The sequence below is a fragment of the Xanthobacter versatilis genome, assembly GCF_043193975.1.
In the GTDB taxonomy this organism is placed as follows: Bacteria; Pseudomonadota; Alphaproteobacteria; order Rhizobiales; family Xanthobacteraceae; genus Xanthobacter; species Xanthobacter autotrophicus_E.
This window is the reverse complement of record NZ_JBAFVB010000006.1, coordinates 132,619-154,881: the sequence shown is the minus strand read 5'-3', so window position 1 is coordinate 154,881 and position 22,263 is coordinate 132,619. Positions and strand designations below refer to the sequence as shown.

General features: G+C 68.3%; 20 protein-coding genes. 13 read left to right on the top strand and 7 right to left on the bottom strand.

Translation table 11 applies throughout. The features are described 5' to 3' along the window. Positions 1 to 7 precede the first annotated feature (7 nt). From V5F66_RS13665 to V5F66_RS13655, 3 genes are all read right to left on the bottom strand, one after another. Positions 8 to 982 (bottom strand): quinone oxidoreductase family protein, encoded by a 975-nt coding sequence (locus V5F66_RS13665; RefSeq protein WP_012115844.1) that lies wholly within the window; start codon positions 980 to 982, stop codon positions 8 to 10. A gap of 68 nt (positions 983 to 1,050) precedes the next feature. Further along, positions 1,051 to 1,803: an SDR family oxidoreductase gene (locus V5F66_RS13660; RefSeq protein WP_394000211.1), complete on the bottom strand. Its 753-nt coding sequence runs from the start codon at positions 1,801 to 1,803 to the stop codon at positions 1,051 to 1,053. After that, positions 1,800 to 2,561 carry a TerC family protein gene (locus V5F66_RS13655; protein WP_394000209.1) on the bottom strand — a complete coding sequence of 254 codons (762 nt, stop codon included), beginning with the start codon at positions 2,559 to 2,561 and terminating at the stop codon, positions 1,800 to 1,802. The genes V5F66_RS13660 and V5F66_RS13655 overlap by 4 nt, the downstream gene beginning before the upstream one ends. 260 nt (positions 2,562 to 2,821) lie before the next feature. Here V5F66_RS13655 and V5F66_RS13650 point away from each other — a divergent pair, with 260 nt between their 5' ends. Continuing rightward, positions 2,822 to 4,030, top strand: coding sequence for a UbiH/UbiF family hydroxylase (locus tag V5F66_RS13650; RefSeq protein WP_394094040.1), 1,209 nt, complete (start codon positions 2,822 to 2,824; stop codon positions 4,028 to 4,030). A gap of 17 nt (positions 4,031 to 4,047) precedes the next feature. Here V5F66_RS13650 and V5F66_RS13645 read toward each other — a convergent pair whose 3' ends face one another. After that, the gene (locus V5F66_RS13645; RefSeq protein ID WP_394094039.1) at positions 4,048 to 5,004 is read right to left on the bottom strand and encodes an AEC family transporter; all 957 of its coding nucleotides are present in this window, start codon (positions 5,002 to 5,004) and stop codon (positions 4,048 to 4,050) included. A 354-nt stretch (positions 5,005 to 5,358) separates the two neighbouring features. Here V5F66_RS13645 and V5F66_RS13640 point away from each other — a divergent pair, with 354 nt between their 5' ends. The 6 genes from V5F66_RS13640 (at position 5,359) to era (ending at position 11,607) form a co-directional block, all read left to right on the top strand. Next, positions 5,359 to 7,587 (top strand): RelA/SpoT family protein, encoded by a 2,229-nt coding sequence (locus tag V5F66_RS13640; RefSeq protein ID WP_394000203.1) that lies wholly within the window; start codon positions 5,359 to 5,361, stop codon positions 7,585 to 7,587. A 58-nt stretch (positions 7,588 to 7,645) separates the two neighbouring features. Beyond that, the gene (locus V5F66_RS13635; RefSeq protein ID WP_394000201.1) at positions 7,646 to 8,419 is read left to right on the top strand and encodes a pyridoxine 5'-phosphate synthase; all 774 of its coding nucleotides are present in this window, start codon (positions 7,646 to 7,648) and stop codon (positions 8,417 to 8,419) included. Continuing rightward, entirely contained in the window at positions 8,416 to 8,823 is a 408-nt protein-coding gene (gene acpS / locus V5F66_RS13630) for a holo-ACP synthase (RefSeq protein WP_012115851.1), read from the top strand. Before V5F66_RS13635 ends, acpS begins: the two co-directional genes overlap by 4 nt. A gap of 167 nt (positions 8,824 to 8,990) precedes the next feature. Then, entirely contained in the window at positions 8,991 to 9,743 is a 753-nt protein-coding gene (gene lepB, locus V5F66_RS13625; protein WP_012115852.1) for a signal peptidase I, read from the top strand. Beyond that, positions 9,713 to 10,450, top strand: a complete 738-nt coding sequence (gene rnc / locus V5F66_RS13620) for a ribonuclease III (protein ID WP_049776007.1) — start codon at positions 9,713 to 9,715, stop codon at positions 10,448 to 10,450. The genes lepB and rnc overlap by 31 nt, the downstream gene beginning before the upstream one ends. Further along, entirely contained in the window at positions 10,450 to 11,607 is a 1,158-nt protein-coding gene (era, locus tag V5F66_RS13615; RefSeq protein WP_394094038.1) for a GTPase Era, read from the top strand. The genes rnc and era overlap by 1 nt, the downstream gene beginning before the upstream one ends. Positions 11,608 to 11,663: 56 nt before the next feature. On the opposite strand, the gene V5F66_RS13610 is transcribed toward era, so the two are convergent. From V5F66_RS13610 to recO, 3 genes are all read right to left on the bottom strand, one after another. Continuing rightward, a complete protein-coding gene (locus tag V5F66_RS13610) occupies positions 11,664 to 13,475 on the bottom strand; it encodes a chloride channel protein (protein ID WP_394094037.1) in 1,812 nt (603 codons plus the stop codon). A 4-nt stretch (positions 13,476 to 13,479) separates the two neighbouring features. Then, the gene (gene parC / locus V5F66_RS13605) at positions 13,480 to 15,717 is read right to left on the bottom strand and encodes a DNA topoisomerase IV subunit A (protein WP_012115856.1); all 2,238 of its coding nucleotides are present in this window, start codon (positions 15,715 to 15,717) and stop codon (positions 13,480 to 13,482) included. Positions 15,718 to 16,267: 550 nt separating this feature from the next. Then, positions 16,268 to 16,996, bottom strand: coding sequence for a DNA repair protein RecO (recO, locus tag V5F66_RS13600; protein WP_394000196.1), 729 nt, complete (start codon positions 16,994 to 16,996; stop codon positions 16,268 to 16,270). A gap of 218 nt (positions 16,997 to 17,214) precedes the next feature. On the opposite strand from recO, the gene V5F66_RS13595 reads away from it, so the two are divergent. The 6 genes from V5F66_RS13595 (at position 17,215) to V5F66_RS13570 (ending at position 22,150) form a co-directional block, all read left to right on the top strand. Continuing rightward, positions 17,215 to 17,529, top strand: coding sequence for an FtsB family cell division protein (locus V5F66_RS13595; protein ID WP_012115859.1), 315 nt, complete (start codon positions 17,215 to 17,217; stop codon positions 17,527 to 17,529). 155 nt (positions 17,530 to 17,684) lie between these two features. Further along, positions 17,685 to 18,698, top strand: a complete 1,014-nt coding sequence (gene pdhA, locus V5F66_RS13590; protein ID WP_394000194.1) for a pyruvate dehydrogenase (acetyl-transferring) E1 component subunit alpha — start codon at positions 17,685 to 17,687, stop codon at positions 18,696 to 18,698. 10 nt (positions 18,699 to 18,708) lie between these two features. Beyond that, positions 18,709 to 19,062: a hypothetical protein gene (locus V5F66_RS13585; protein WP_012115861.1), complete on the top strand. Its 354-nt coding sequence runs from the start codon at positions 18,709 to 18,711 to the stop codon at positions 19,060 to 19,062. A gap of 5 nt (positions 19,063 to 19,067) precedes the next feature. Next, positions 19,068 to 20,438: a pyruvate dehydrogenase complex E1 component subunit beta gene (locus tag V5F66_RS13580; RefSeq protein WP_012115862.1), complete on the top strand. Its 1,371-nt coding sequence runs from the start codon at positions 19,068 to 19,070 to the stop codon at positions 20,436 to 20,438. Between the two features lie 12 nt (positions 20,439 to 20,450). After that, complete coding sequence (locus V5F66_RS13575) at positions 20,451 to 21,797, top strand: pyruvate dehydrogenase complex dihydrolipoamide acetyltransferase (protein ID WP_394094036.1); 1,347 nt, start codon at positions 20,451 to 20,453, stop codon at positions 21,795 to 21,797. Between the two features lie 116 nt (positions 21,798 to 21,913). Next, positions 21,914 to 22,150: a YdcH family protein gene (locus V5F66_RS13570; RefSeq protein ID WP_012115864.1), complete on the top strand. Its 237-nt coding sequence runs from the start codon at positions 21,914 to 21,916 to the stop codon at positions 22,148 to 22,150. The last annotated feature ends 113 nt before the right edge of the window (positions 22,151 to 22,263 follow it).

Here is a 22,263-nt window from a genome sequence, read left to right as displayed (position 1 = left end):
CGGCAGCCTACGGCAGCAGCAGGGTGGAGCCGGTGGTCTTGCGTGATTCGAGGTCCTTGTGGGCCTTCTGCACGTCCTTCAGCGCATAGGTCTGGTGGACCGGGATCTTCACCGCTCCGGTCAGCACCGCCTCGAACAGGTCGTTGGCGGTGGCGATCAGGTCATGGCGCTTGGCCACGAAGGTGGCGAGGGTCGGACGGGTGGCGAACAGCGAGCCCTTCTGGGACAGCTGGAGCAGGTCGAAATTCTTGATGGCACCGGAGGCGTTGCCGAAGCTGACCCACAGGCCCAGCGGCTTCAGGCAGTCGAGGGAGGCGGGATAGGTCGCCTGTCCCACCCCGTCATAGACCACGTCGCACAGCTTGCCGGCGGTGATCTCCTTCACCCGGTGCACGAAGTCCTCGTCCCGGTAGAGAATCACCTCGTCGCAGCCGTGGGACAGGGCCAGCTCCGCCTTGTCCTTGGAGCCCACGGTGCCGATGACAGTGGCGCCCAGGTGCTTGGCCCACTGGCACAGGATGAGCCCCACGCCGCCGGCTGCCGCCTGTACCAGAATCACGTCGCCCGGCTTGATGTGATGGGTGCGGCGCACGAGATACTGCGCCGTCATGCCCTTCAGCATCATGGCGGCGGCGGTCTGGTCGTCGATGGAGGCGGGCAGGTGCAGCAGCACGGCGGCCGGCACGTTGCGCACCTCGGCATAGGCGCCGATGGCGCTGGCATAGGCGACCCGGTCGCCGGGATGGAAATCGTTCACGTCCGGCCCCACGGCCTCCACCACGCCGGCGCCCTCGTTACCGGGGATGAAGGGAAGGCTCGCGGCCTTGTAGAGGCCGGTGCGGAAATAAACGTCGATGAAATTGAGGCCGATGGCGGTCTGGCGAATCTGCACTTCGCCGCGCCCGGGGGGAGGCACCTCGACCGCCTCATAGGCCAGCACCTCGGGACCGCCCGTCTGATGCACCCGAACCGCATGGACCATGACGCCAGACCCCTTTTCCTGCCGAGACGCCGGGATCATAGGCCGGCGCGGGACGCCCGCAAGCACCCTCAGCGCCCGCCGGAGACCCTGAGGATGGCGCCGGTGGTGTAGCTCGCCGCATCCGAGAGCAGGTACAGCACCGCCTCGGCCACCTCGTCGGCGGTTCCGGCGCGGCCCATGGGCGTGGTGGGCGCCAGCCGGTCCAGCCGGCCGGTGACGCCGCTGGCGTCGTGGATGTCGGTGGCGATGAGGCCCGGCGCCACTCCGTTCACCCGCACCCCTTCCCGCGCCAGCTCGCGGCCGAGGCCGATGGTGAAGCTGTCGATGGCACCCTTGCTCGCGGCGTACCAGACATATTCGCCGGCCGAGCCCAGGATCGCCGCCATGGAGGAGATGTTGACGATGGCGCCACCCTTGCCGCCGCGCGCCGTGGACATGCGCTTCACCGCCGCCTGCGCCACCAGCAGCGCGCCGGTGACGTTGAGGTCGATGACGCGGGCGATCTCGGCCGGATCCGCATCGGCAAAGGGCCCGGAGCGGCCGGTAATGCCGGCGTTGTTGATAAGATGGGTCACCGGGCCGAGGCGGGCGTCGGTCTCGTCAAACAGGTGGGCGATGTCTGCGGGGACGGCCATGTCGCCCTTGATCACCGCCACCTCGGCGCCGTGGGCGCGAGCGGCTGCGGCGGTGGCCTCGGCCGCGGCGGCATCGCTGGTGTAGTTCAGCGCGATCCGGCCATAGCCCGCCTTCGCGGCCCTGATCACGCAGGCGGCGCCGATGCCCCGGCTGCCGCCTGTCACCACGAGCACCTTGTCGGTCATTGCTGCTCCTCCGCGTGCCGCGCCGCGATCCGCCGCCGGCGCCGGCCGGTGGCGGCGACGTTCAGCATCTCCACCATCACCGAGAAGGCCATGGCCGCATAGATGTAGCCCTTCGGGATGTGGGCGCCGAAGCCGTCCGCCACCAGCGTGACGCCGATGAGCACGAGGAAGGCCAGCGCCAGCATCTTGGTGGTGGGATGGGCGGCGATGAAGGCCGAGAGCGGGCCGGACGCGGCGAACATGATCGACACCGCGATGATCACCGCCAGCACCATGATGGCGAGGTGCTCCGCCATGCCGATGGCGGTGAGGATCGAGTCCACCGAGAACACGAGGTCGAGCAGGATCACCTGCGCCACCACCGCCAGGAAGGCGCGCTGGGCGTAGGTGCCAGGGCCGTCGTCGGCCTCCAGCTCGTCCTCGCCCTCCAGCGCGCCGTGCATTTCCTGGGTGGCCTTGGCGATGAGGAAGGCACCGCCGCCCATGAGGATGATGTCGCGCCAGGAGAAATCGTGGCCGAAGGCGGAGAACAGGGTCTGCTGCAGGCCGATGAGCCAGGTGAGCGCGAACAGCAGCGCGATGCGCAGGATGAGCGCGGCGGAAAGCCCCACCTGCCGCGCCCGCAGCGCCTGGGCCGGGGGCAGCTTCTGCACCACCAGGGAGATGAAGACCACATTGTCGATGCCGAGGATGATCTCCATGGCCGTGAGCGTCACGAGTGCCGCCCAGGCTTCCGGCGACGTAATCCAGTCCAGCATCCCATCCCCCAGCACTCAAGTCCGCGCCAGAATGGGGGAACTCGCGCGCACCGCAAGATGTCCGGTGCCGATCGTCGCGCGAAAGGCGCCGCGCGTGCCGATGGGGCAACACGCCGCGCCGCTGCATCGTACCGGATCCTACGCCAAAGCCTTGCGGCGTGGCATCTTGAGGCCCTGACTCGGGGCTGCGCCGCCTTTTCTCGGCCCCAAGCTGGTTCTAGTGTGCGCTGCGCCGGAGACACGGCGGCGGGGAGGCTGCGATGGCGCAAGAGGACATCCACCACGGCGATACCCACCGTGACGACCTTCACGAGGTGATCGTGGTGGGCGCGGGTCCGGCCGGGCTTGCCACCGCCCTGGGGCTCGCCGCGCGGGGCGTGCCCACGGCCCTCGTCACCGGACCCGATCGCGGGGCCGACCACCGCACCACGGCGCTGCTGGAAGGCTCGGTGCGCATCCTTGAGGATTTCGGCCTGTGGGCGGAGCTGGAGCCGCGCGCGGCGCCGTTGCGCGACATGCGCATCGCCGATGCCACCCGCCGGCTTGTGCGGGCGCCGGAAGTCACCTTCCGGTCGGCGGAAATCGGCCTGTCCACCTTCGGCTACAACATCGAGAACGATGCCCTGCGCAACGGCCTGCTTGCCAAGGCCATGCAGCAGCCCAACCTTCACATCGCGCGCACCGCGCTGGAGCGCATCGAGTTTGCGCCCGACGCCCTTACCCTGCGTCTCGCGGACGGTTCCGCCCTGCGCGCCCGCCTGGTGGTGGGGGCGGATGGACGCCAGTCGCGGGTGCGGGGGGCGGCGGGCATTACCATGCGCACCCGGTCCTATCCGCAGGTGGCCTTCACCGCCACCGTGCGCCACACCCGCTCGCACGAGGACACCTCCACCGAATTCCACACCGAGACCGGTCCCTTCACCCTCGTGCCGCTGACGGGGGATCGTTCCTCCATCGTCTGCGTGGTCACGGAGCGGGAGGCGATCCGCCTGCTCGGCCTCGACGACATGGCGCTGGCGCGGGAGCTGGAGGCGCGGGCCTCCTCCGTGCTCGGCCGCTTCGAGATGGAGGGCGGCCGTGGCGCCTTCCCGCTGGCGGCGGAGACGGCGGAGCGGCTGGTGGCGGATCGCATCGCCCTTATCAGCGAGGCCGCCCACATCATGCCGCCCATCGGCGCGCAGGGCCTCAATCTCGGCCTGCGCGACGCAGGGGCATTGGTGGCCTTCGTGGCGGATGCCTTCGCCGGGGGCGAGGACGTGGGCGGGGAGGCGCTGCTGTCGCGCTATGCGGCGGCGCGTCAGCGCGACGTGTTCGGCCGCATGCGGGCGGTGGACCTGCTCAACCGTTCGCTCCTCTCGGACCTGCTGCCGATCCAGGGCGTGCGCGGCTTCGGCCTCTATCTGCTCGACCGGGTGGGACCTCTCCGGCGCACGCTGATGCGGCTCGGTATCGGCGACAAGGCGGCTTGAGGCGCAGGCCTCGGGCCTCAGAACAGGCTGAGCGGGATGAGGTGCCCGCGCAGCAGATAGAGCATGCCGGTCACCGTCACCACCGAGAACAGGGTGCCGAGGAGGACGGCGGCGGACGCCTCCTCCATGAACACATGGTACTGCCGCGCCAGCACGAACACGTTCAGCGCCGGCGGCAGCGCCGCCATCAGCAGCAGCGTCTCGGTCCAGACCTGCGAGAACGGCCCGAACAGGCTGAGCGACACCAGCGCGATCATCGGGTGCAGCACCAGCTTCAGCACCAGCAGAGGCCCCAGTTCCACCGGCACCCGCTTCAGCGGCCGGAGCGCCACGGTGACGCCCAGCGCGAACAGCGCGCAGGGGGCGGCGGCATTGCGCAGGAAATCCAGCATGCGCGACAGCGGCTCCGGCTCGCGGAACTCCAGCGCCGCTGCCAGCACCCCCAGCATGGTCGCAATGTTGAAGGGGTGGGTGAGCACCCGCTTCGCAATGAGGCCAAGGGTGTGCAGCAGGCTCTCGCCGCGTCCGCGCATGCTCATGAGCAGGGGCACGATGGTGAAGAACAGCAGGCTGTCGCAGGCGAAGATGAGCGCCGCCGGCGTCGCCGCCGCCTGACCGAGGGCGGCCAGCGTCAGGCCCGGCCCCATGTAGCCCACATTGGCATAGGCGCCGATGGTGACGGCGATGGCGGCCTCGCCTACATGCCCGCGCCGAAAGTAAAGGCCGATGGCGAGCGCGATGAGGGAGGTGGTCGCCGTGGACGCCACCACCGCCAGGATGAAGGCGGGATTGGCCAGCTCGTGGATCGGCGTCTGCGCCACGATGTGATAGAACAGCGCCGGCAGCGCCACATAGATGACGAAGAATGTCAGCCAGGCGAGCCCGCTTTCCGGCAGCCGGACCCGCCAGCCACAGAAATAGCCGAGGAAGATCAGCCCGAAGAAGGGAAAGGCGAGGCCGAACAGGTCGCTCATGGCAGCGCGCTCATGGGTGCAGGCTTTTCTTGGAGGGGCGTTGCAGGGCCGGCGGCACGGAAGCGCTTCTGGCGGGGGATGCCCGTGGCGCGTTACCTGATCCATAATCGGCGGGCGTGCCGATGAAAAGCGGGTGCCGCGCGCCGTCATCCTTCCGTTACGGTGACCCGACCCCCGCCAGGAGCCCCGGCGGGCATGCAGGGTCAAAGCCGTCGTGCCGCAGCGTTTTTCCGCGTACAAGGGCTAGGTGCGCCTTGCGCGTGGCCCCCCTCGCCATGATATCAAGGGTCAAACAAGGATAGGGCGGGCGCGCTGAACCTGCCCCGCCCGTGCTGCGACGGATCGTTCCCGGCCATGATGCGCCAATACGAACTCGTCGAGCGCGTTCGACGGTATAATCCCAACACCGACGAGGCGCTGCTCGACCGCGCCTATGTGTATGCCATGCGCGCGCACGGCAGCCAGCTGCGCGCGTCCGGCGACCCCTATTTCTCCCATCCCCTGGAAGTCGCGGCGATCCTCACCGATCTCAAGCTGGACGATGCCACCATCGTCTCGGCCCTGCTGCACGACACCATCGAGGATACCAGCGCCACCAAGGTGGAGATCGAGCGCCTGTTCGGTCACCAGATCGCGACGCTGGTGGAGGGCCTCACCAAGATCAAGAAGCTGGACCTCGTCTCCAAGCAGGCCAAGCAGGCGGAAAACCTGCGCAAGCTGCTCCTCGCCATCGCCGACGACGTGCGGGTGCTCCTCGTCAAGCTCGCCGACCGCCTCCACAACATGCGCACCCTGAAGTGGGTGCCGCCGGAGAAGCGCGATCGCGTGGCGCAGGAGACGCTGGACATCTACGCCCCGCTCGCCGCCCGCATGGGCATGCAGGACATGCGCGAGGAACTGGAGGACCTGTCCTTCCGCCAGCTCTCGCCGGAGGCCTACGAATCCATCGCCGAGAGGGTCTCGGAACTGCGCCAGGGCAACGGCGCCGTGGTGCAGGAGATCGAGCGCGAGCTGAAGGACGAGCTGGAACGGCGCGGCATCGCGGCCGAGGTGAAGGGGCGTGAGAAGCGGCCGTACTCCATCTGGGGCAAGATGGAGCGCAAGGCCATCGGCTTCGAGCAATTGTCCGACCTCTACGGCTTCCGCGTCATCGTCGGTTCGGTGGAGGACTGCTATCGCGCGCTGGGGGTGATCCACACCAAGTGGGCCATCGTGCCCGGCCGCTTCAAGGACTATATCTCCACCCCCAAGCCCAACGACTACCGCTCGCTCCACACCACGGTGGTGGGACCGCGCCGGCAGCGGGTCGAGATGCAGATCCGCACCCGGGACATGGAGGAGATCGCCGAATACGGCATCGCCGCCCACGCCCTCTACAAGGATGCGTCCGGCGCGCCGGGGGCCATGCTCTCCCACGAGAGCCGGGCCTACGCCTGGCTGCGCAAGACCATCGAGAACCTGTCGCAGGGCCTCTCGCCGGAGGAGTTCCTGGAGCACACCAAGCTCGAGCTGTTCCACGACCAGGTGTTCTGCTTCACCCCCAAGGGGCGGCTGATCGCGCTGCCGCGCAAGGCGACGCCCATCGATTTCGCCTATGCCGTGCATACCGACGTGGGCAATACGGCGGTGGGCTGCAAGATCAACGGCTCCATCGCGCCCCTGGTGTCGGAGCTGAAGAACGGCGACGAGGTGGAGATCATCACCTCCAAGGCGCAGACGCCGCCCGGCGCGTGGGAAACCATCGCCGTCACCGGCAAGGCGCGGGCCGCCGTGCGCCGTGCGACCCGCACCGCCGTGCGCGCCCAATATGCCGGCCTCGGCCGAAAGATCGCCGAGCGGGCTTTTGCCAAGGCCGGCAAGGTGTTCTCGGAGGATGCGGTGGCCAAGGGCACGCCGCGCCTCGCCCGCACAGCCGCCGAGGATGTGTTCGCCGCCGTGGGCCGGGGCGAGATCAAGACCGACGATCTCATCCGCGCCGTCTATCCCGACTGGCAGCCGCCGCGCGCGGAAGACCGCACCGACCGTCAGATCAACGGCGAGGGTTGGTTCGAGCTGAAGCGCGGCCACAACCTCAAGTTCAAGATCCCCGAGGGCGCCAAGCCACGGGATGGGGAGGATGCCGAGCGTCTCGACGCCATTCCCATCCGCGGCATCAACGGTGAGCTTCCGGTGCGATTCGCGCCGGAGGGGGGCGCGGTGCCGGGTGACCGCATCGTCGGCATTCTCACGCCGGGGGAGGGGATCACCATCTACCCAATTCAGTCGCCGTCCCTGCAGAGTTTCGAGGATGCGCCCGAGCGCTGGCTCGACGTGCGCTGGGACGTGGACGAGCTCTCGGACGGCCGCTTCCCGGCCCGCATCATCGTGACCGCCCGCAACGCACCCGGCTCGCTGGCCCAGGTGGCCGGCGCCATCGGCGATCGCGGCGGCAATATCGACGGTCTCCAGATGCGCTCCCGCTCGGCGGATTTCCACGAGATGGTGATCGACATCGAGGTGTTCGACCTCAGGCACCTCAACACCATCATGGCGGACCTGAAGGCCCGCGAGGTGGTGGCCCAGGTGGAGCGCGTGAACGGCTGACCCGCTGCGAGCGGGGCGCGCCCATCCATAAGCCGCAGCGGAGCAGGGAGCAGGGACGATGGCGGTGCTGAAGCCGGTGCGGCTCGGAGTGAACGTCGATCACGTGGCGACGGTGCGCAACGCGCGCGGCGGCGCCCTTCCCGACCCGGTGCGCGCCGCCGCCCTCGCCAAGGCCGCCGGAGCCCATGGCATTACCGCCCACTTGCGCGAAGACCGCCGCCACATTCGCGACGCGGACATGGAGCGGCTGAAGGCCGAGATCGACCTGCCGCTCAATTTCGAGATGGCGGCGACCGAGGAGATGGTTGCCATCGCCTGCCGCGTCCGTCCCAACGCCTGCTGCCTGGTGCCCGAGCGGCGCGAGGAGCGCACCACCGAGGGTGGGCTCGATGCTGCCGGCCAGCGGGCGGAGCTTGCGCCCCGGATCGCCCGGCTGAAGGCGGCGGGCATCCGCGTCTCCCTGTTCATCGCGGCGGATCCGGCCCAGATCGCGGCGGCGGCCGAGCTCGGCGCGGACATCGTGGAACTGCACACCGGCGCCTGGTGCGACGCGGTGACGGAAGGCCGGCATGTGGAGGCCGAGGCCGAGTTCGTGCGGCTGAAGGCCGGGGCGCGGCAGGCGGCGGGGCTCGGGCTGGAGGTCCATGCGGGCCACGGCCTCGACTATGCCACCGCCGAGCGCATCGCCGCCTTCCCGCAGATCGTGGAGCTGAACATCGGCCACTTCCTCATCGGCGAGGCCATTTTCGTGGGGCTCGACCAGGCCATCGCGCGCATGCGGGCGGCCATCGCGGCGGGCCGGGCCGCCGTCGGGGACGGCGCGGCGGCATGATCATCGGCATCGGCTCGGACTTCTCGGACGCCCGGCGCATCGCCCGCTCCATCGAGCGGTTCGGCGACCGGTTCCTCGACCGGGTGTTCACGCCTGGAGAGCGGCGCAAGGCGGACCAGCGCAAGCTGCGCGCCGAGACCTACGCCAAGCGCTTTGCTGCCAAGGAAGCCTGCTCCAAGGCGCTGGGCACCGGCCTCAGCCACGGCGTGTTCTGGCGCGACATGGAGGTGGTGAACCTGCCGTCCGGCCAGCCGACCCTGATGCTCACCGGAGGCGCCGCCCGCCGCCTCGCCGCGCTGGTGCCGGACGGCTATGAGCCGCACATCCACCTGTCCCTTACCGACGAAGGGCCGCTGACAGCGGCCTATGTGATCATATCGGCGGTACCCAAGACGGGCGTGTGACCCAGCGGGAGGCTCAGGCACGTGCGTTGCCGGGAGCCGACGAAGCCTCTATAGGGGCCATCAAGCGACCTTGGCCCTGTGGACACGGGCGCCGATCCGGCGTCTCTCCTCAGTTTCGGCGCAGTTTCATCTACCCTGCGCCTCACCCGGGATTTTTTGGACAACAGATGACCGCGACCAGCGACTCCAAGAAGGACGGCGGTTTCCTCGAAACCGTCCGCGTGATCGTCCATGCGCTTCTGATTGCGCTGGTGATCCGGACCTTCCTGTTCCAGCCTTTCAACATCCCGTCCGGGTCCATGAAGGACACCCTGCTGATCGGCGACTATCTCTTCGTCTCCAAGTACAGCTACGGCTATTCGCGCTTCTCGATTCCCTTCTCGCCCAACCTGTTCTCCGGCCGCATCTTCGGCTCGGAGCCCACGCGCGGCGACGTGGTGGTGTTCAAGCTGCCGCGCGACAACGAGACGGACTACATCAAGCGCGTCATCGGCATGCCCGGCGACAAGATCCAGATGATCGGTGGCCTTTTGCACATCAACGGCACGCCGGTGCAGCGCGAGCGCCTTCCCGACGTGTCCGAGGATGACGGCACCGGCCGCAAGGTCCCGGTGAAGCGCTGGCGCGAGACCCTGCCCAACGGCGTCTCCTTCGAGACCCTCGATCTGGTGGATAACGGCTTCTACGACAACACCCCCGTCTATGACGTCCCTCCGGGCCACTACTTCATGATGGGCGATAATCGTGATAACTCGGCGGACAGCCGGGTTTTGAGCCAGGTCGGCTACGTTCCCTTCGAGAATCTCATCGGCAAGGCGCAGGTGATCTTCTTCTCGGTCGACGAGGGCGCGTCCGCGTGGCAGGTTTGGACTTGGCCTTGGACGGTGCGATGGGATCGGCTGTTCTCTCGGGTACATTGAACGCGGTGGGCTCTGACCTCGCGTCCGTAGAAGAGCGGATCGGCTATCGCTTCCGTGACCGGTCGATCCTTGAGCTCGCGCTCTCCCACATCAGCGCCGTGAAAGGCGAAGCTCCGCGCCTGCGCTCCTACCAGCGCATGGAGTTCCTGGGCGACCACGTGCTCGGCTCGGTGGTGTCGCACATGCTCTATCTTGCCTTCCCGGAAGGGGAGGAGGGCGAGCTTTCGCGCCGGCTCGCCGAATTGGTGCGCGAGGAGGCCTGCGCCGAGGTGGCGCAGGACATGGATCTCGGCCCCTTCATCCGCCTCGGCCCCGGCGAGAGCCAGTCCGGCGCCCACAAGCGGCGGGCCATCCTTGCCGATGTGGCGGAAGGCGTGGTGGCGGCGGTGTTCCTCGACGGTGGCTACGAGGCGGCCCACCAGGTGGTGGAGCGCTTCTGGCGACCCCGCCTGGAGACCCCGCGCCGGCCGCTGCGGGACGCCAAGACGGTGTTGCAGGAATGGGCGCAGGCCCGCGGCCTGCCGCCGCCTTCCTATCGGGAGGTGACCCGTTCCGGTCCGGACCACGCCCCCCGGTTCACCGTGGCGGTGGATCTTCCGGGCCTGGCCTCCGAGCAGGCGGACGGGGCCTCCAAGCAGAATGCGCAGAAGGCGGCAGCCGCCGCTTTCCTCGTCCGTGAGGGCGTGTGGAAAAAGGACGAGTCGTGATGGCACCGGCAGGGAGGGGTCCCAAGGACCCCAAGAACAGCCCGGATAAGAACAGCCCGGATGAGAGCGGCCCCGGCAACGGCGCTCCGGCCAGTGATGTGTCGAGCGCGGCCAAAGGGTCGCCGCAGGACGCGGAGCACGAGCTGCCGGAGGACGAACTGCCGGACGGCGCGCTGTCCGACGAGGACTTCGACGACGAGGACGACGATTTCGACGAGGAGCACGATGTCGCGCCGCGCGTCCTGCCGCCTCTTGAGGGACCGACCCGCTGCGGCTTCGTCGCGCTTCTGGGCGCGCCCAATGCGGGCAAGTCCACGCTGACCAACCAGTTGGTGGGCACCAAGGTGTCCATCGTCTCCCACAAGGTGCAGACCACCCGCGCCATTGTGCGGGGCATCGCGCTGGATGGCGCGGCCCAGCTGGTGCTGGTGGACACCCCCGGCATCTTCTCGCCCAAGCGCCGGCTGGAGCGCGCCATGGTGTCCAGCGCCTGGACCCATGCCGCCGACGCCGACGTGATCGCGCTGCTGGTGGACGCCAAGCGCGGTCTGGACGAGGACATCGAGGCCCTGCTTGCCCCGCTCTCGCAGATCCACAAGCCGCGGGCGCTGATTCTCAACAAGATCGACATCATCCGCCGCGACACGCTGCTGGCGCTTGCCGCGCAGATCAACGAGAAGCTGGCGTTCGACCGGGTGTTCATGGTCTCCGCCCTGACCGGCGACGGGGTTGCCGACGTGCGCCGCTGGTTCGCCGAGCAGGTGCCGCTCAGCCCCTGGCTCTATCCGGAGGACCAGGTGTCGGATGCGCCCATGCGCATGCTCGCGGCGGAAATCACCCGGGAAAAGATGTTCCTGCGCCTGCACGACGAGCTGCCCTACCGCTCCACGGTGGAAACCGAGAGCTGGAAGGAGTTGCGCAACGGCTCCGTGCGCATCGAGCAGACCATCTATGTGGAGCGCGAAAGCCAGCGCAAGATCGTGCTTGGCAAGGGCGGCAGCACCATCAAGACCATCTCCTCGGAATCCCGGGCGGAGATTGCCGGGATCATCGAGCAGCCGGTGCACCTGTTCCTGTTCGTGAAGGTGCGCGAAAGCTGGGCGGACGACCCCGAACGCTACCGCGAGATGGGGCTGGAATTTCCCAAGGGCGGCTGAACGGGGCTGAAGGCGGGCGGCTCTTCGGCCGCCATCGTATCAGACGTGCGCGCCCCTCAGACCTCCGCGCCGAGACCTTGCCGGGCCTTGTCCAGCTCCTCGGCGTAGCGTCGCAGCACGTGGGCCTCGCCCAAAAGGCCCATGAGGCGGCGGGTGGCGCGGTCGTTCACCACGGCGAGATCCTCGGCCTTGGCCGCATCGAAGGCCAGCGCCGCCTCCTGCACGTTCATGGCCGGCAGCAGCATGTCGTCGTGATGGGTGGCAAGCCGGGAGACGGCTTCAGCGGGATCGTGCTCGGCCGCATGGGCCTCCACCACACGCACCAGACCGGCATAGGCGCCAGCGCCGTCCACCAGCACCACCATCCGCCGCGCGCCCAGCGGGAAGGCCGTGCGCAGGGCGCCGATGGTGCCATGCTCGGGGAAGGTGGCCATGTCGGTGCGCATCATGCGGGCGACGGTCAACTCGCGCATCCAGCCCACGTCTTGCGCGCTGCGGATGCTCTCTCCGCGCAGGTGAAAGCGCCAGGTGGAGAAGGAGTAGCCGAAGGTCTCCCGCACCGCGAGGGAGGTCACCACCGCCGCCGCCAGCACATAGCCGGACAGGGCGAGGTCCCGCGTCATCTCCAGCACCAGGAAGGTCATGGTGAGCGGCCCGCCGATGATGCCCACCGCCAGCGCCCCCATGCCGGCCACCGCGGTGACCGCCGGATCGAGCTGGAGCGACGGCCATAGCACGGCGAGCGCGCCGCCATAGAGCTTACCCATCAGCGCCCCGAGAAACAGCGAGGCGAAGAACAGGCCGCCGCGAAATCCCGAGCCGATGGACAGGGCCGAAGCCAGGATCTTCAGGCCGAAGATGATCGCCACCGAGAGTGCCACCGGGCTGTCCACCTGCAGGTGCAGCGCGCCATGGCCGTCGGAGAGCACCTGCGGGCTGTAGAGCGCCAGCGCGCCGACGCCAAGGCCCGCCACCGCCGGCCGCAGCGGCGCGGGAATGCCGCTCTTGCCAAACAGCATCTCCACTCCGGTGACCAGGCGCATGATGAGGATGGCGACCCCCGCCGCCAGCAGCCCCAGCAGAGCGATGGGCAGGATGTCGAGGGGCTGCACCAGCACATCAAGCGGGATGTTCAGCGGGTCCACATGGACCCCGAGCAGCCGCGCCACCATCACCGCCGAGACGGTGGACGCCAGCACCGGGGCGGCTGCCGGGATGGAATAGCTGCCGATAATGATCTCGAAGCCGTAGAAGGCGCCCATGAGCGGCGCATCGAAGGCCGCGCCGATGCCCGCCGCCGCCCCCGCGCCCACCAGGATCCGGAGGTCGTTGCGCCGCAGGTGGAAGGCCCGTCCGAGGCGGGCGGCGATGCCTCCGCCGATCTGCGAATAGCCCGCCTCCAGCCCGAGCGACGCGCCGAAGCCGTTGGAGACCATGGTCTGCAGCGACACGATGATGCTGTCGGTCAGCGACATGCGCCCGCCGTGCAGCGCATTGGCCTCGATGGGGTCGACGAAATTGCGTCGGCGCCAGCGCTTCAGGGCGAGGGCGATGAGCCCCATGGCCAGCCCGCCCGCCACCGGGACCAGAACCATCCAGGTCGAGGCCAGGGCCGGAGCGGCGCTGAGCCGGTCGCCGGGGGCGAGCTGGAACAGCGCCTCGTGCATCCATTGGGTGGTCTGGCTCATGGCGCTGGCCGCGAGCCCGGCGAGCATACCCATCACCGCCGCGATCCCCACCAGCGCAACTTCCCGCTCGCGCACGCTGGCCCGGACGGCGGCGACAAAACGGGCGAGGATGGAGACCGGCGCCCCGGTACCGGCCGGCGCAGGATCGGCAGGTCCGGAATCGGCGGGCGGGCCGGCCATCAGCTCAGCTGAATTTGTTGCTGCGGGGGAAGCCCTTGGGCGGCAGCCGACCGGCCGAGGCGCGCTCGCCCTGCCATTCCAGCAACTCCGTCACGGTCCAGGTGCGGCCGGAGGTGTCCTCCCAGGTCAGGCCCGAGGCCATGGAGAAGGCCTTCAGGTCCGACAGCCCGCCCTCGCGGTATCGTTGGAAACGCACGCCGCGCCCACGGGTCATTTCAGGAACCTGGTTGAGCGGGAACAGCAGCAGCTTGCGGTTGTCGCCGATCACCGCCACCCAGTCGCCCTCCACGAAGCGCACCGCCAGCGCCGCGTCCGGCGGATCGGTGACGAGCACCTGCTTGCCCTTGCGGGTGTTGGCGAGGCAGTCGTCCTCGCCCACCACGAAGCCGCGTCCCTCCTTGGAGGCCAACAGCAGCTTGCGGCCGGGCTGATAGGCGAAGACGGAGACGATCTCCGCCTCCTGCTCCAGGTCGATCATGAGGCGCACCGGCTCGCCGTGGCCGCGCCCGCCGGGCAGCTTGGCGGCCTCCAGCGTGTAGAAGCGCCCGTTGGAGGCGAAGACCATGACCTTGGAGGTGGTCTCGGCGAAGAAGGCGTGGCCCAGGCTGTCGTCGCCCTTGAACTGCAGGTTGGACAGGTCCTGCACATGGCCCTTCAGCGCCCGGATCCAGCCCTTGGCGGAGACCACGATGGTCACCGGCTCGCGCTCCACCAGTGCCTCGGTGAAGGCGTCCTCATGGAAGGTGGGGGGCGCCGCGAACGTGGTGCGGCGCCGGCCGATGGCAGTCTCGGGGCCGTAGGTCTTGCGGGTCTCGCGGATTTCCTTGGCGATGGACTTCCACTGCGCCGCCTCGGAGGCCACCAGCTTGTTCAGGCCGTCCTGCTCCTTGCTCAGGGCGTCGTGCTCCTTGCGGATCTCCATCTCCTCCAGCCGGCGCAGGGAGCGCAGCCGCATGTTGAGGATGGCTTCCGTCTGCACGTCGGTCAGCTCGAACGTGCGCATCAATTCCTGCTTGGGCTCGTCCTCCTCGCGGATGATGCGGATCACCTCGTCGAGGTTGAGATAGGCGATGAGGTAGCCGCCGAGCACCTCCAGCCGGTGCGCGATCTGTTCCAGCCGATAGCGCGAGCGACGCAGCAGCACGTCGCGGCGGTGGTCGAGCCATTCCCGGAGCGCTTCCGAAAGGGAGAGCACCTTGGGGACCTGCCCGCGCACCAGCACGTTCATGTTGAGCGGGATGCGGGCCTCAAGCTCGGTGAGCTTGAACAGGCTCTCCATGAGCACCTCGGCATCCACCGTGCGGGCGCGCGGCTCCAGCACCAGGCGGATGTCCTCGGCGCTCTCGTCGCGCACGTCGGCGAGCAGCGGCAGCTTCTTGTCGGTGAGCAGCTCCGCGATCTTCTCCACGAGGCGCGACTTGGCGACGCCGTAGGGGATCTCGGTGACCACCACCACATAGGTGCCGCGCCCGGTCTCCTCCTTCTCCCAGCGCGCCCGCACGCGAAACGAGCCGCGGCCAGTGGCATAGGCCTCGGCCACGCCCACCGGGTCCTCCACCAGCACGCCGCCGGTGGGGAAGTCCGGGCCGGGGACGAACTGGAGCAGGTCGAAGGCCGGGGCCTCCGGATGGTCGATGAGATGGAGCGCCGCGTCCAGCAGTTCGGCGGCATTATGGGGCGGGATGGAGGTGGCCATACCCACCGCGATGCCCTGCGAGCCGTTGGCCAGCAGGTTCGGGAAGGCAGCCGGCAGCACCGCCGGCTCTTCTTCCGAGCCGTCATAGGTCGGGCGGAAGTCCACCGCGTCCTCGTCGATGCCGTCCAGCAGCAGGCGGGCGGTCTCGGTGAGGCGGGCCTCGGTGTATCGCATGGCGGCGGCGTTATCGCCGTCCACGTTGCCGAAATTGCCCTGTCCGTCCACCAGTGGGTAGCGCTGGGCGAAATCCTGGGCAAGGCGCACCAGCGCGTCATAGACCGACTGGTCGCCGTGGGGGTGAAACTTGCCGATCACGTCGCCCACCACGCGGGCGGACTTCTTGAAGCCCTGGCCCGGATCCAGCCGCAGCTGGCGCATGGCGTGGAGGATGCGCCGGTGCACCGGCTTGAGACCATCGCGCGCGTCGGGCAGGGCGCGGTGCATGATGGTCGAGAGGGCGTAAGCCAGGTAGCGCTCTTCCAGCGCCTCCTTGAGCGTGACTTTCTCGATGTGCCCGTCGCCGGGCGGAAGTGTGCGCGTGGCCATGCCTGCCAGTTACCGCGCGCGGGGGCGAGCCACAAGCTGCCTTTCTAGACCGGGGGCATCATCGGCACGTCCCACAAGCGCCCGATGAAAAGCGTGCCACCGCCCGAATGCTGAACGGGAGATGAATTCGCCACCGTTCCCCTAGGTCAATAATGGCAAAAATTCGCGGTGGAGGTGCAGTCAACCGGTTTTGAAAGACGTTAGATTCCAAGGATGGAACAAAATCCCGCCCCAGCGACGTTTCAGCATCATAAGGCCGGGCGGTGAGTACGCTCGTGCCATGAGGAGGTCCGAAAATGAAGACGGCAGCTCTTGCGGCGGGAGGTATTGTCGCGTTGGCGCTTCTTGGTGCCGTGCCTTCGGCGTCGGCCGGATCGCTGGTGGGAAGCGGTTCCACCTTCGCTGGCCAGGCGCAGGCGCAGGCCCAGGTGGAAGACGTGCGCTGGGTTCGTCGGTGCTGGCAGGAACGCCGCTGGTGGAATGGGCGCCCCCATTGGGTGACCAGATGCCGGAATGTGTGGGTGGGTCCGCGCCGCTATTGGTGATGGCCTCAGGCTGGGGCAATGCTCCGGCGCCAGGCTGAAATGAAGGCCGCGCGCGCATCGGACAGGCCGAGCCCGCGCGGCTCCAGCACCCGGGTCAGCAGAAAGTAGCCGGTGAGGCGCAGCGCATCCTCCACATCGCCGGCGGGCGGGGCGGTGCCATCCACCAGGAAGCGGGGCAGGGCGAACAGCCGATCCGCATAGGGCGCGCCCGCCTCCCCGCAGACTGCCCGCCCGCTTTTCGGCGAGACATAGACCAGGTCCTCCCGGCGTCCTGTGGCGGCGCAGGTTTCCAGCTCCAGCCCGAACCCCAGCTCCGCCAGCAACGCCAGCTCAAAGCGGGCGAGCAGCCGGCCTGCCGATTCTCGGTCCTCGAAGGCGTCCAGGATGGCGCCGACGGTGAGGAAGAGGCCTTCGTGCGGATCACGCTCCGGCAACAGGTGAAGGATCTGCGCCATATGGGTGAAGCCGAAGGCGGCGTGGGGCGCGCGCATGAGCACCTCGGTGCGCACCACCGCCGGCTCCAGCGCATAATTGCCCATGTGCTCGTCGAGCCGCGCCCGCCAGGTGGCGCTCACCGTGTTGCCGGGCTGGAGCAGGGGCGCCTGCCGCCGCGAGGCGCCGCCGCGCACCATGCCGAGGTGCCGGCCGCGCAGGCGGGTCAGCAATTCCACGATGGCATTGCCCTCGCCGTGCCGCCGCACCCCCAGCACGATGCCCTCGTCGGTCCATTCCACGGCGCTGCCTGTCCGGCTCTGAAGTGTTGAGAAAAGGGTGCGCGCTTGCGCTCGCCTGCCATGCCGGCCGAACGGCGCACGCGCTTGCGGGCAATGAACGCCCTCCCGCAAGAAGACGCAAGGCACGAAGACGCAAGCTACGAAGGCGCAAGGCGGGATGACGCAACAGGTGGCCGCGCCTTAAGACGACGGAAACCCGAAGCGGCGAGGATGCGGCCATGCAAAGCCGCTCGCGCCTCCAATCCATCCTCGCCACGCTCGCCCTCCACCTGGGAGCGGCGGCGCTCATCGGCTACTTTGCCTATCACGCCTACAATGGCGACCATGGGCTGGTGGCCAAGCGCAACTATGAGCAGGAGATGAAGGCCCTGGAAGCCGAGCTGGCCGGCCTGAAGGCGCAGCGCCGGGCGATGGAGAACAAGGTGTCCCTGCTCGCCCCGACCCAGCTCGATCCCGACATGCTGGACGAGGAGGCACGGCGTCAGCTTAACTTCATAAACGGGAAGGATCTGGTGCTGCTTCGCAGCAAATGAACTGCATTTAAGTTCATGATCGAAATGAACCATTTTCGAGTTCATTGTAGCAGAATCAAGCGTTTGCAACGTGTTGCAGCGCACAACACGAAAATTGGCGCTTTGAGGGCACAGGGAGCTGAGTTAGGAAGGCGCAGTTCCAGCGCTTCCTGAGGATGCCGATGGCCAAAAAGTCTATTGCCCGCGTTGCCGATGCCTCGGCCCCGGCCCCCTTCACCAAAGACCAGGATCTTCTCGCCTACCGCGAGATGCTGCTCATCCGCCGCTTCGAGGAGAAGGCCGGCCAGATGTACGGCATGGGCCTCATCGGCGGCTTCTGCCATCTCTACATCGGCCAGGAGGCCGTGGTGGTGGGCATGCAGATGGCCATGAAGCCGGGTGACCAGGTCATCACCGGCTATCGCGACCACGGCCACATGCTGTCCACCGGCATGGCCGCTCGCGGCGTCATGGCCGAGCTGACGGGCCGCCGCGGCGGCCTGTCCAAGGGCAAGGGCGGCTCGATGCACATGTTCAGCATCGAGAAGCAGTTCTTCGGCGGCCACGGCATCGTCGGCGCCCAGGTCTCGCTCGGCACCGGCCTCGCCTTCGCCGATCGCTACCGCAACAATGGCGCCGTCTCGGTCACCTATTTCGGCGACGGCGCGGCCAACCAGGGCCAAGTCTACGAGAGCTTCAACATGGCCGAGCTGTGGAAGCTCCCGGTCGTGTATGTGATCGAGAACAACAAGTATGCCATGGGCACCTCGGTGTCCCGCGCCTCGGCGCAGCAGGACTTCTCCAAGCGCGGCACCTCCTTCAACATCCCCGGCGAGCAGGTGGATGGCATGGACGTGCAGGCGGTGAAGGCCGCCGGCGAGCGGGCGCTCGCCTTCGCCCGCGAGGGCAACGGTCCCTACATCCTGGAAATGCAGACCTACCGCTATCGCGGTCACTCCATGTCGGACCCGGCCAAGTACCGGTCCAAGGAGGAGGTCCAGAAGATGCGCACCGAGCACGATCCCATCGAGCAGGTCCGCAACCGTCTGCTGGAAACCCACGGCGCGACCGAGGACGAGCTGAAGAAGTTCGACGCCGAGGTCCGCGAGATCGTCAACGAGGCGGCGGACTTCGCCACCAACGATCCCGAGCCCGACGCGTCGGAGCTGTACACGGACATCCTGCGCTGAGCGGCGGGCCGTGGCCGCGCTGTTCCATATCCTCGCCGGCCTCGCGCTTGTCGCGGCGCTGATTGCTTGGGCCGTCGCGGTGCGCGGAGGCCTAAAGGCCATCGCCGCCAACCGCGCGGCCGGGCAGGGGGGCGGCGCGGCGAGCTACGCCCTTCTCGCGCTCTGGCCCTTCGCCGTGCAGCGGCGGGGCCGCGAGGCTGACATCGACGCGGTGCGGACCGGCAAGGCGGCCATCGCCTTCTTCGTGTCCGTGACCGTCGCGGTCGCCGCCATCTCCGCCTACACCAATCTCACCTACAAGCCCCCCGTGGCCCCGGCCGGCTCCGCGCCGGCCGCGCCCGCGGGCGCGCCGAGCAAGAGCTGACAGCCATGGCCATCGAAGTCCTCATGCCGGCCCTGTCTCCCACCATGGAGAAGGGCAATCTCACCAAGTGGCTCAAGAAGGAAGGCGACACCGTCAAATCCGGTGACGTGCTTGCCGAGATCGAGACCGACAAGGCCACCATGGAGGTGGAGTCCATCGACGAAGGCATCCTCGGCCGCATCCTCGTACCCGAGGGCGCCCAGGACGTGGCGGTGAACACCCCCATCGCCACCATCCTCGCCGACGGCGAAGATGCGAACGCCGCTCCGGCTCCCGCCCCCAAGGCGGCCGAGAGCGCCCCGGCCCCGGCCACAGCGCCCGCCCCCGCGGCGCCGGCGGTGATCGCCCCGCAGGCGGTGGCCCAGCCCGATCCGGAAGTGCCGGCCGGCACCGAATTCGTCACCCAGACCGTCCGCGAGGCCCTGCGCGACGCCATGGCCGAGGAAATGCGCCGCGACGGCGATGTCTTCGTCATGGGCGAGGAAGTGGCCGAATATCAGGGCGCCTACAAGATCACCCAGGGGCTGCTCCAGGAGTTCGGCGAGCGGCGCGTGATCGATACCCCCATCACCGAGCATGGCTTTGCCGGCGTCGGCGTGGGTGCAGCCATGGCGGGCCTGAAGCCCATCATCGAGTTCATGACCTTCAACTTCGCCATGCAGGCCATCGACCACATCATCAACTCGGCGGCGAAGACCCTCTACATGTCGGGCGGGCAGATGCACTGCTCCGTCGTGTTCCGCGGCCCCAACGGCGCCGCCGCCCGCGTCGCCGCCCAGCACAGCCAGGACTATACCTCCTGGTACTCCAACGTGCCGGGCCTGCGGGTGATCGCGCCTTATACGGCGGCCGACGCCAAGGGCCTCTTGAAGGCCGCCATCCGCGACCCCAACCCGGTCATCTTCCTTGAGAACGAGATCCTCTACGGCCACTCCTTCGAGGTGCCGAAGCTGGATGATTTCGTGCTGCCCATCGGCAAGGCGCGCATCGCCCGGAGCGGCAAGGACGTGACCCTGGTCTCCTTCTCCATCGGCATGACCTATGCGCTGAAGGCGGCGGACGAGCTGGCCAAGCAGGGCATCGAGGCGGAGGTCATCGACCTGCGCACCATCCGCCCCATGGACGTGGACACCATCATCGCCTCGGTGAAGAAGACCGGCCGCTGCGTGAGCGTGGAAGAGGGCTGGCCGCAGTCCGGCGTCGGCGCCGAGATCGTCGCCCAGCTTATGGACAAGGCCTTCGACTATCTCGACGCCCCGGTGCTGCGCGTCACGGGCAAGGACGTGCCCATGCCGTACGCCGCCAACCTCGAGAAGCTGGCCCTGCCGACGGTCGCCGACGTGATCGCGGCCGTGCACGCCGTGACCTATCGCTGAGGAGAGAGACCCATGCCCATCGAGATCCTGATGCCGGCCCTCTCCCCCACCATGGAGAAGGGTAACCTCGCCAAGTGGCTCAAGAAGGAAGGCGACACCGTCAAGTCCGGTGACGTTCTTGCCGAGATCGAGACCGACAAGGCGACCATGGAAGTCGAGTCCATCGACGAAGGCATCCTCGCCAAGATCCTGGTGCCGGAAGGCTCCCAGGACGTGCCGGTGAACCAGCTCATCGCCTTGCTGGCCGGTGAGGGCGAGGACGTGGCCGCCGCTGCCGCCGGTGGCGGTGCCAAGGCCGCTGCCGCTCCTGCGGCCGCTGCCGCGCCTGCGGCTGCTGCGCCCGCCGCTGCTGCGCCCGCCGCGGCTCCGGCGCCTGCCGCCGCTCCTGCCTCCAACGGCCAGGGCGGACGCGTGTTCGCCTCGCCGCTCGCCCGCCGGATCGCCAAGGACAAGGGCATCGACCTTGCCGCCCTCGCCGGCTCCGGCCCGCACGGCCGCATCGTCGCCCGCGACCTGGAAGGCGCCAAGCCCGGTGCCAAGCCGGCCGCAGCGCCCGCCGCTGCCGCCACTCCCGCGCCTGCCGCTGCTCCCGCCCCCAAGGCCGCGGTGGCCAGCGCGCCCGGCGCCGAGCAGGTCAAGGCCATGTTCGAGGCCGGCAGCTACGAGGAAGTGCAGCTCGACGGTATGCGCAAGACCATTGCGCGCCGCCTGGTGGAGAGCGAGCAGGTGACCCCCACCTTCTTCCTCACCGTGGACTGCGACCTCGACGACCTCATGGCCCTGCGCGAGCAGGTGAACGCCAATGCGTCCAAGGACAAGGACGGCAAGCCGTCCTACCGTGTCTCGGTCAACGACTTCATCATCAAGGCCATGGCGCTGGCGCTCCAGAAGGTGCCGGCCGCCAATGCGGTGTGGGCCGAAGACCGCATCCTGCGTATGAAGCACTCGGACGTGGGCGTGGCGGTGGCCATTGACGGCGGTCTCTACGCTCCCATCGTGAAGAAGGCGGAGCAGAAGACCCTCTCCACCATCTCCAACGAGATGCGCGACCTTGCCGGCCGTGCCCGCACCAAGAAGCTGAAGCCGGATGAATATTCCGGCGGCTCCACCTCGGTGTCGAACCTCGGCATGATGGGCATCCGGAACTTCACCGCCATCATCAACGCGCCGCAGTCCTCCATCCTCGCGGTGGGCTCTTCGGAGCAGCGCGCCGTGGTCCGCAATGGCGAGATCAAGGCGGTGATGCAGATGACCGTCACCATGACCTGCGACCACCGGGTGATGGACGGCGCGCTCGGTGCCGAGCTGCTCAGCGCGTTCAAGGGCTTCATCGAGAAGCCCATGAGCATGCTGGTGTGAGCACGCCGGTGTGAGGCTCGCCCCGGTGCTGCGGCAGATCAAATCCTGCCGCAGCCGCACGGTGTAGCTGCGTGGCAACGGTGTTTTCCGCCGTTGTACCCAGGAAGGTTGAGATCATGAGCCACACGCCCCACGAGCTTGCCGCCGACTTCCCGGAATATGCCGAGAAGATCCAGGCCCTGAAGCTGTCCGACGCCCATTTCGCCAAGCTCAGCGAGGCCTATCACGAGGTGAACCGCCAGGTTCATCGCGCCGAGACCGACGTGGAGCCCACCGGCGACGCCGAGATCGAGGCCCTGCGCCGCGAGCGCGTGCGCCTGAAGGACGAACTCTTCGCCATCCTGTCCAAGTGACCGGACCGGTGTGACACCAAACGGAGCGCCTTGTTGCGAGGCGCTCCGCACGTCCGGCTCCGGAAGCGGGAGCCGTGGAAAAAGGACCCGCCCGGCGCCGGCCGAAGACCGGA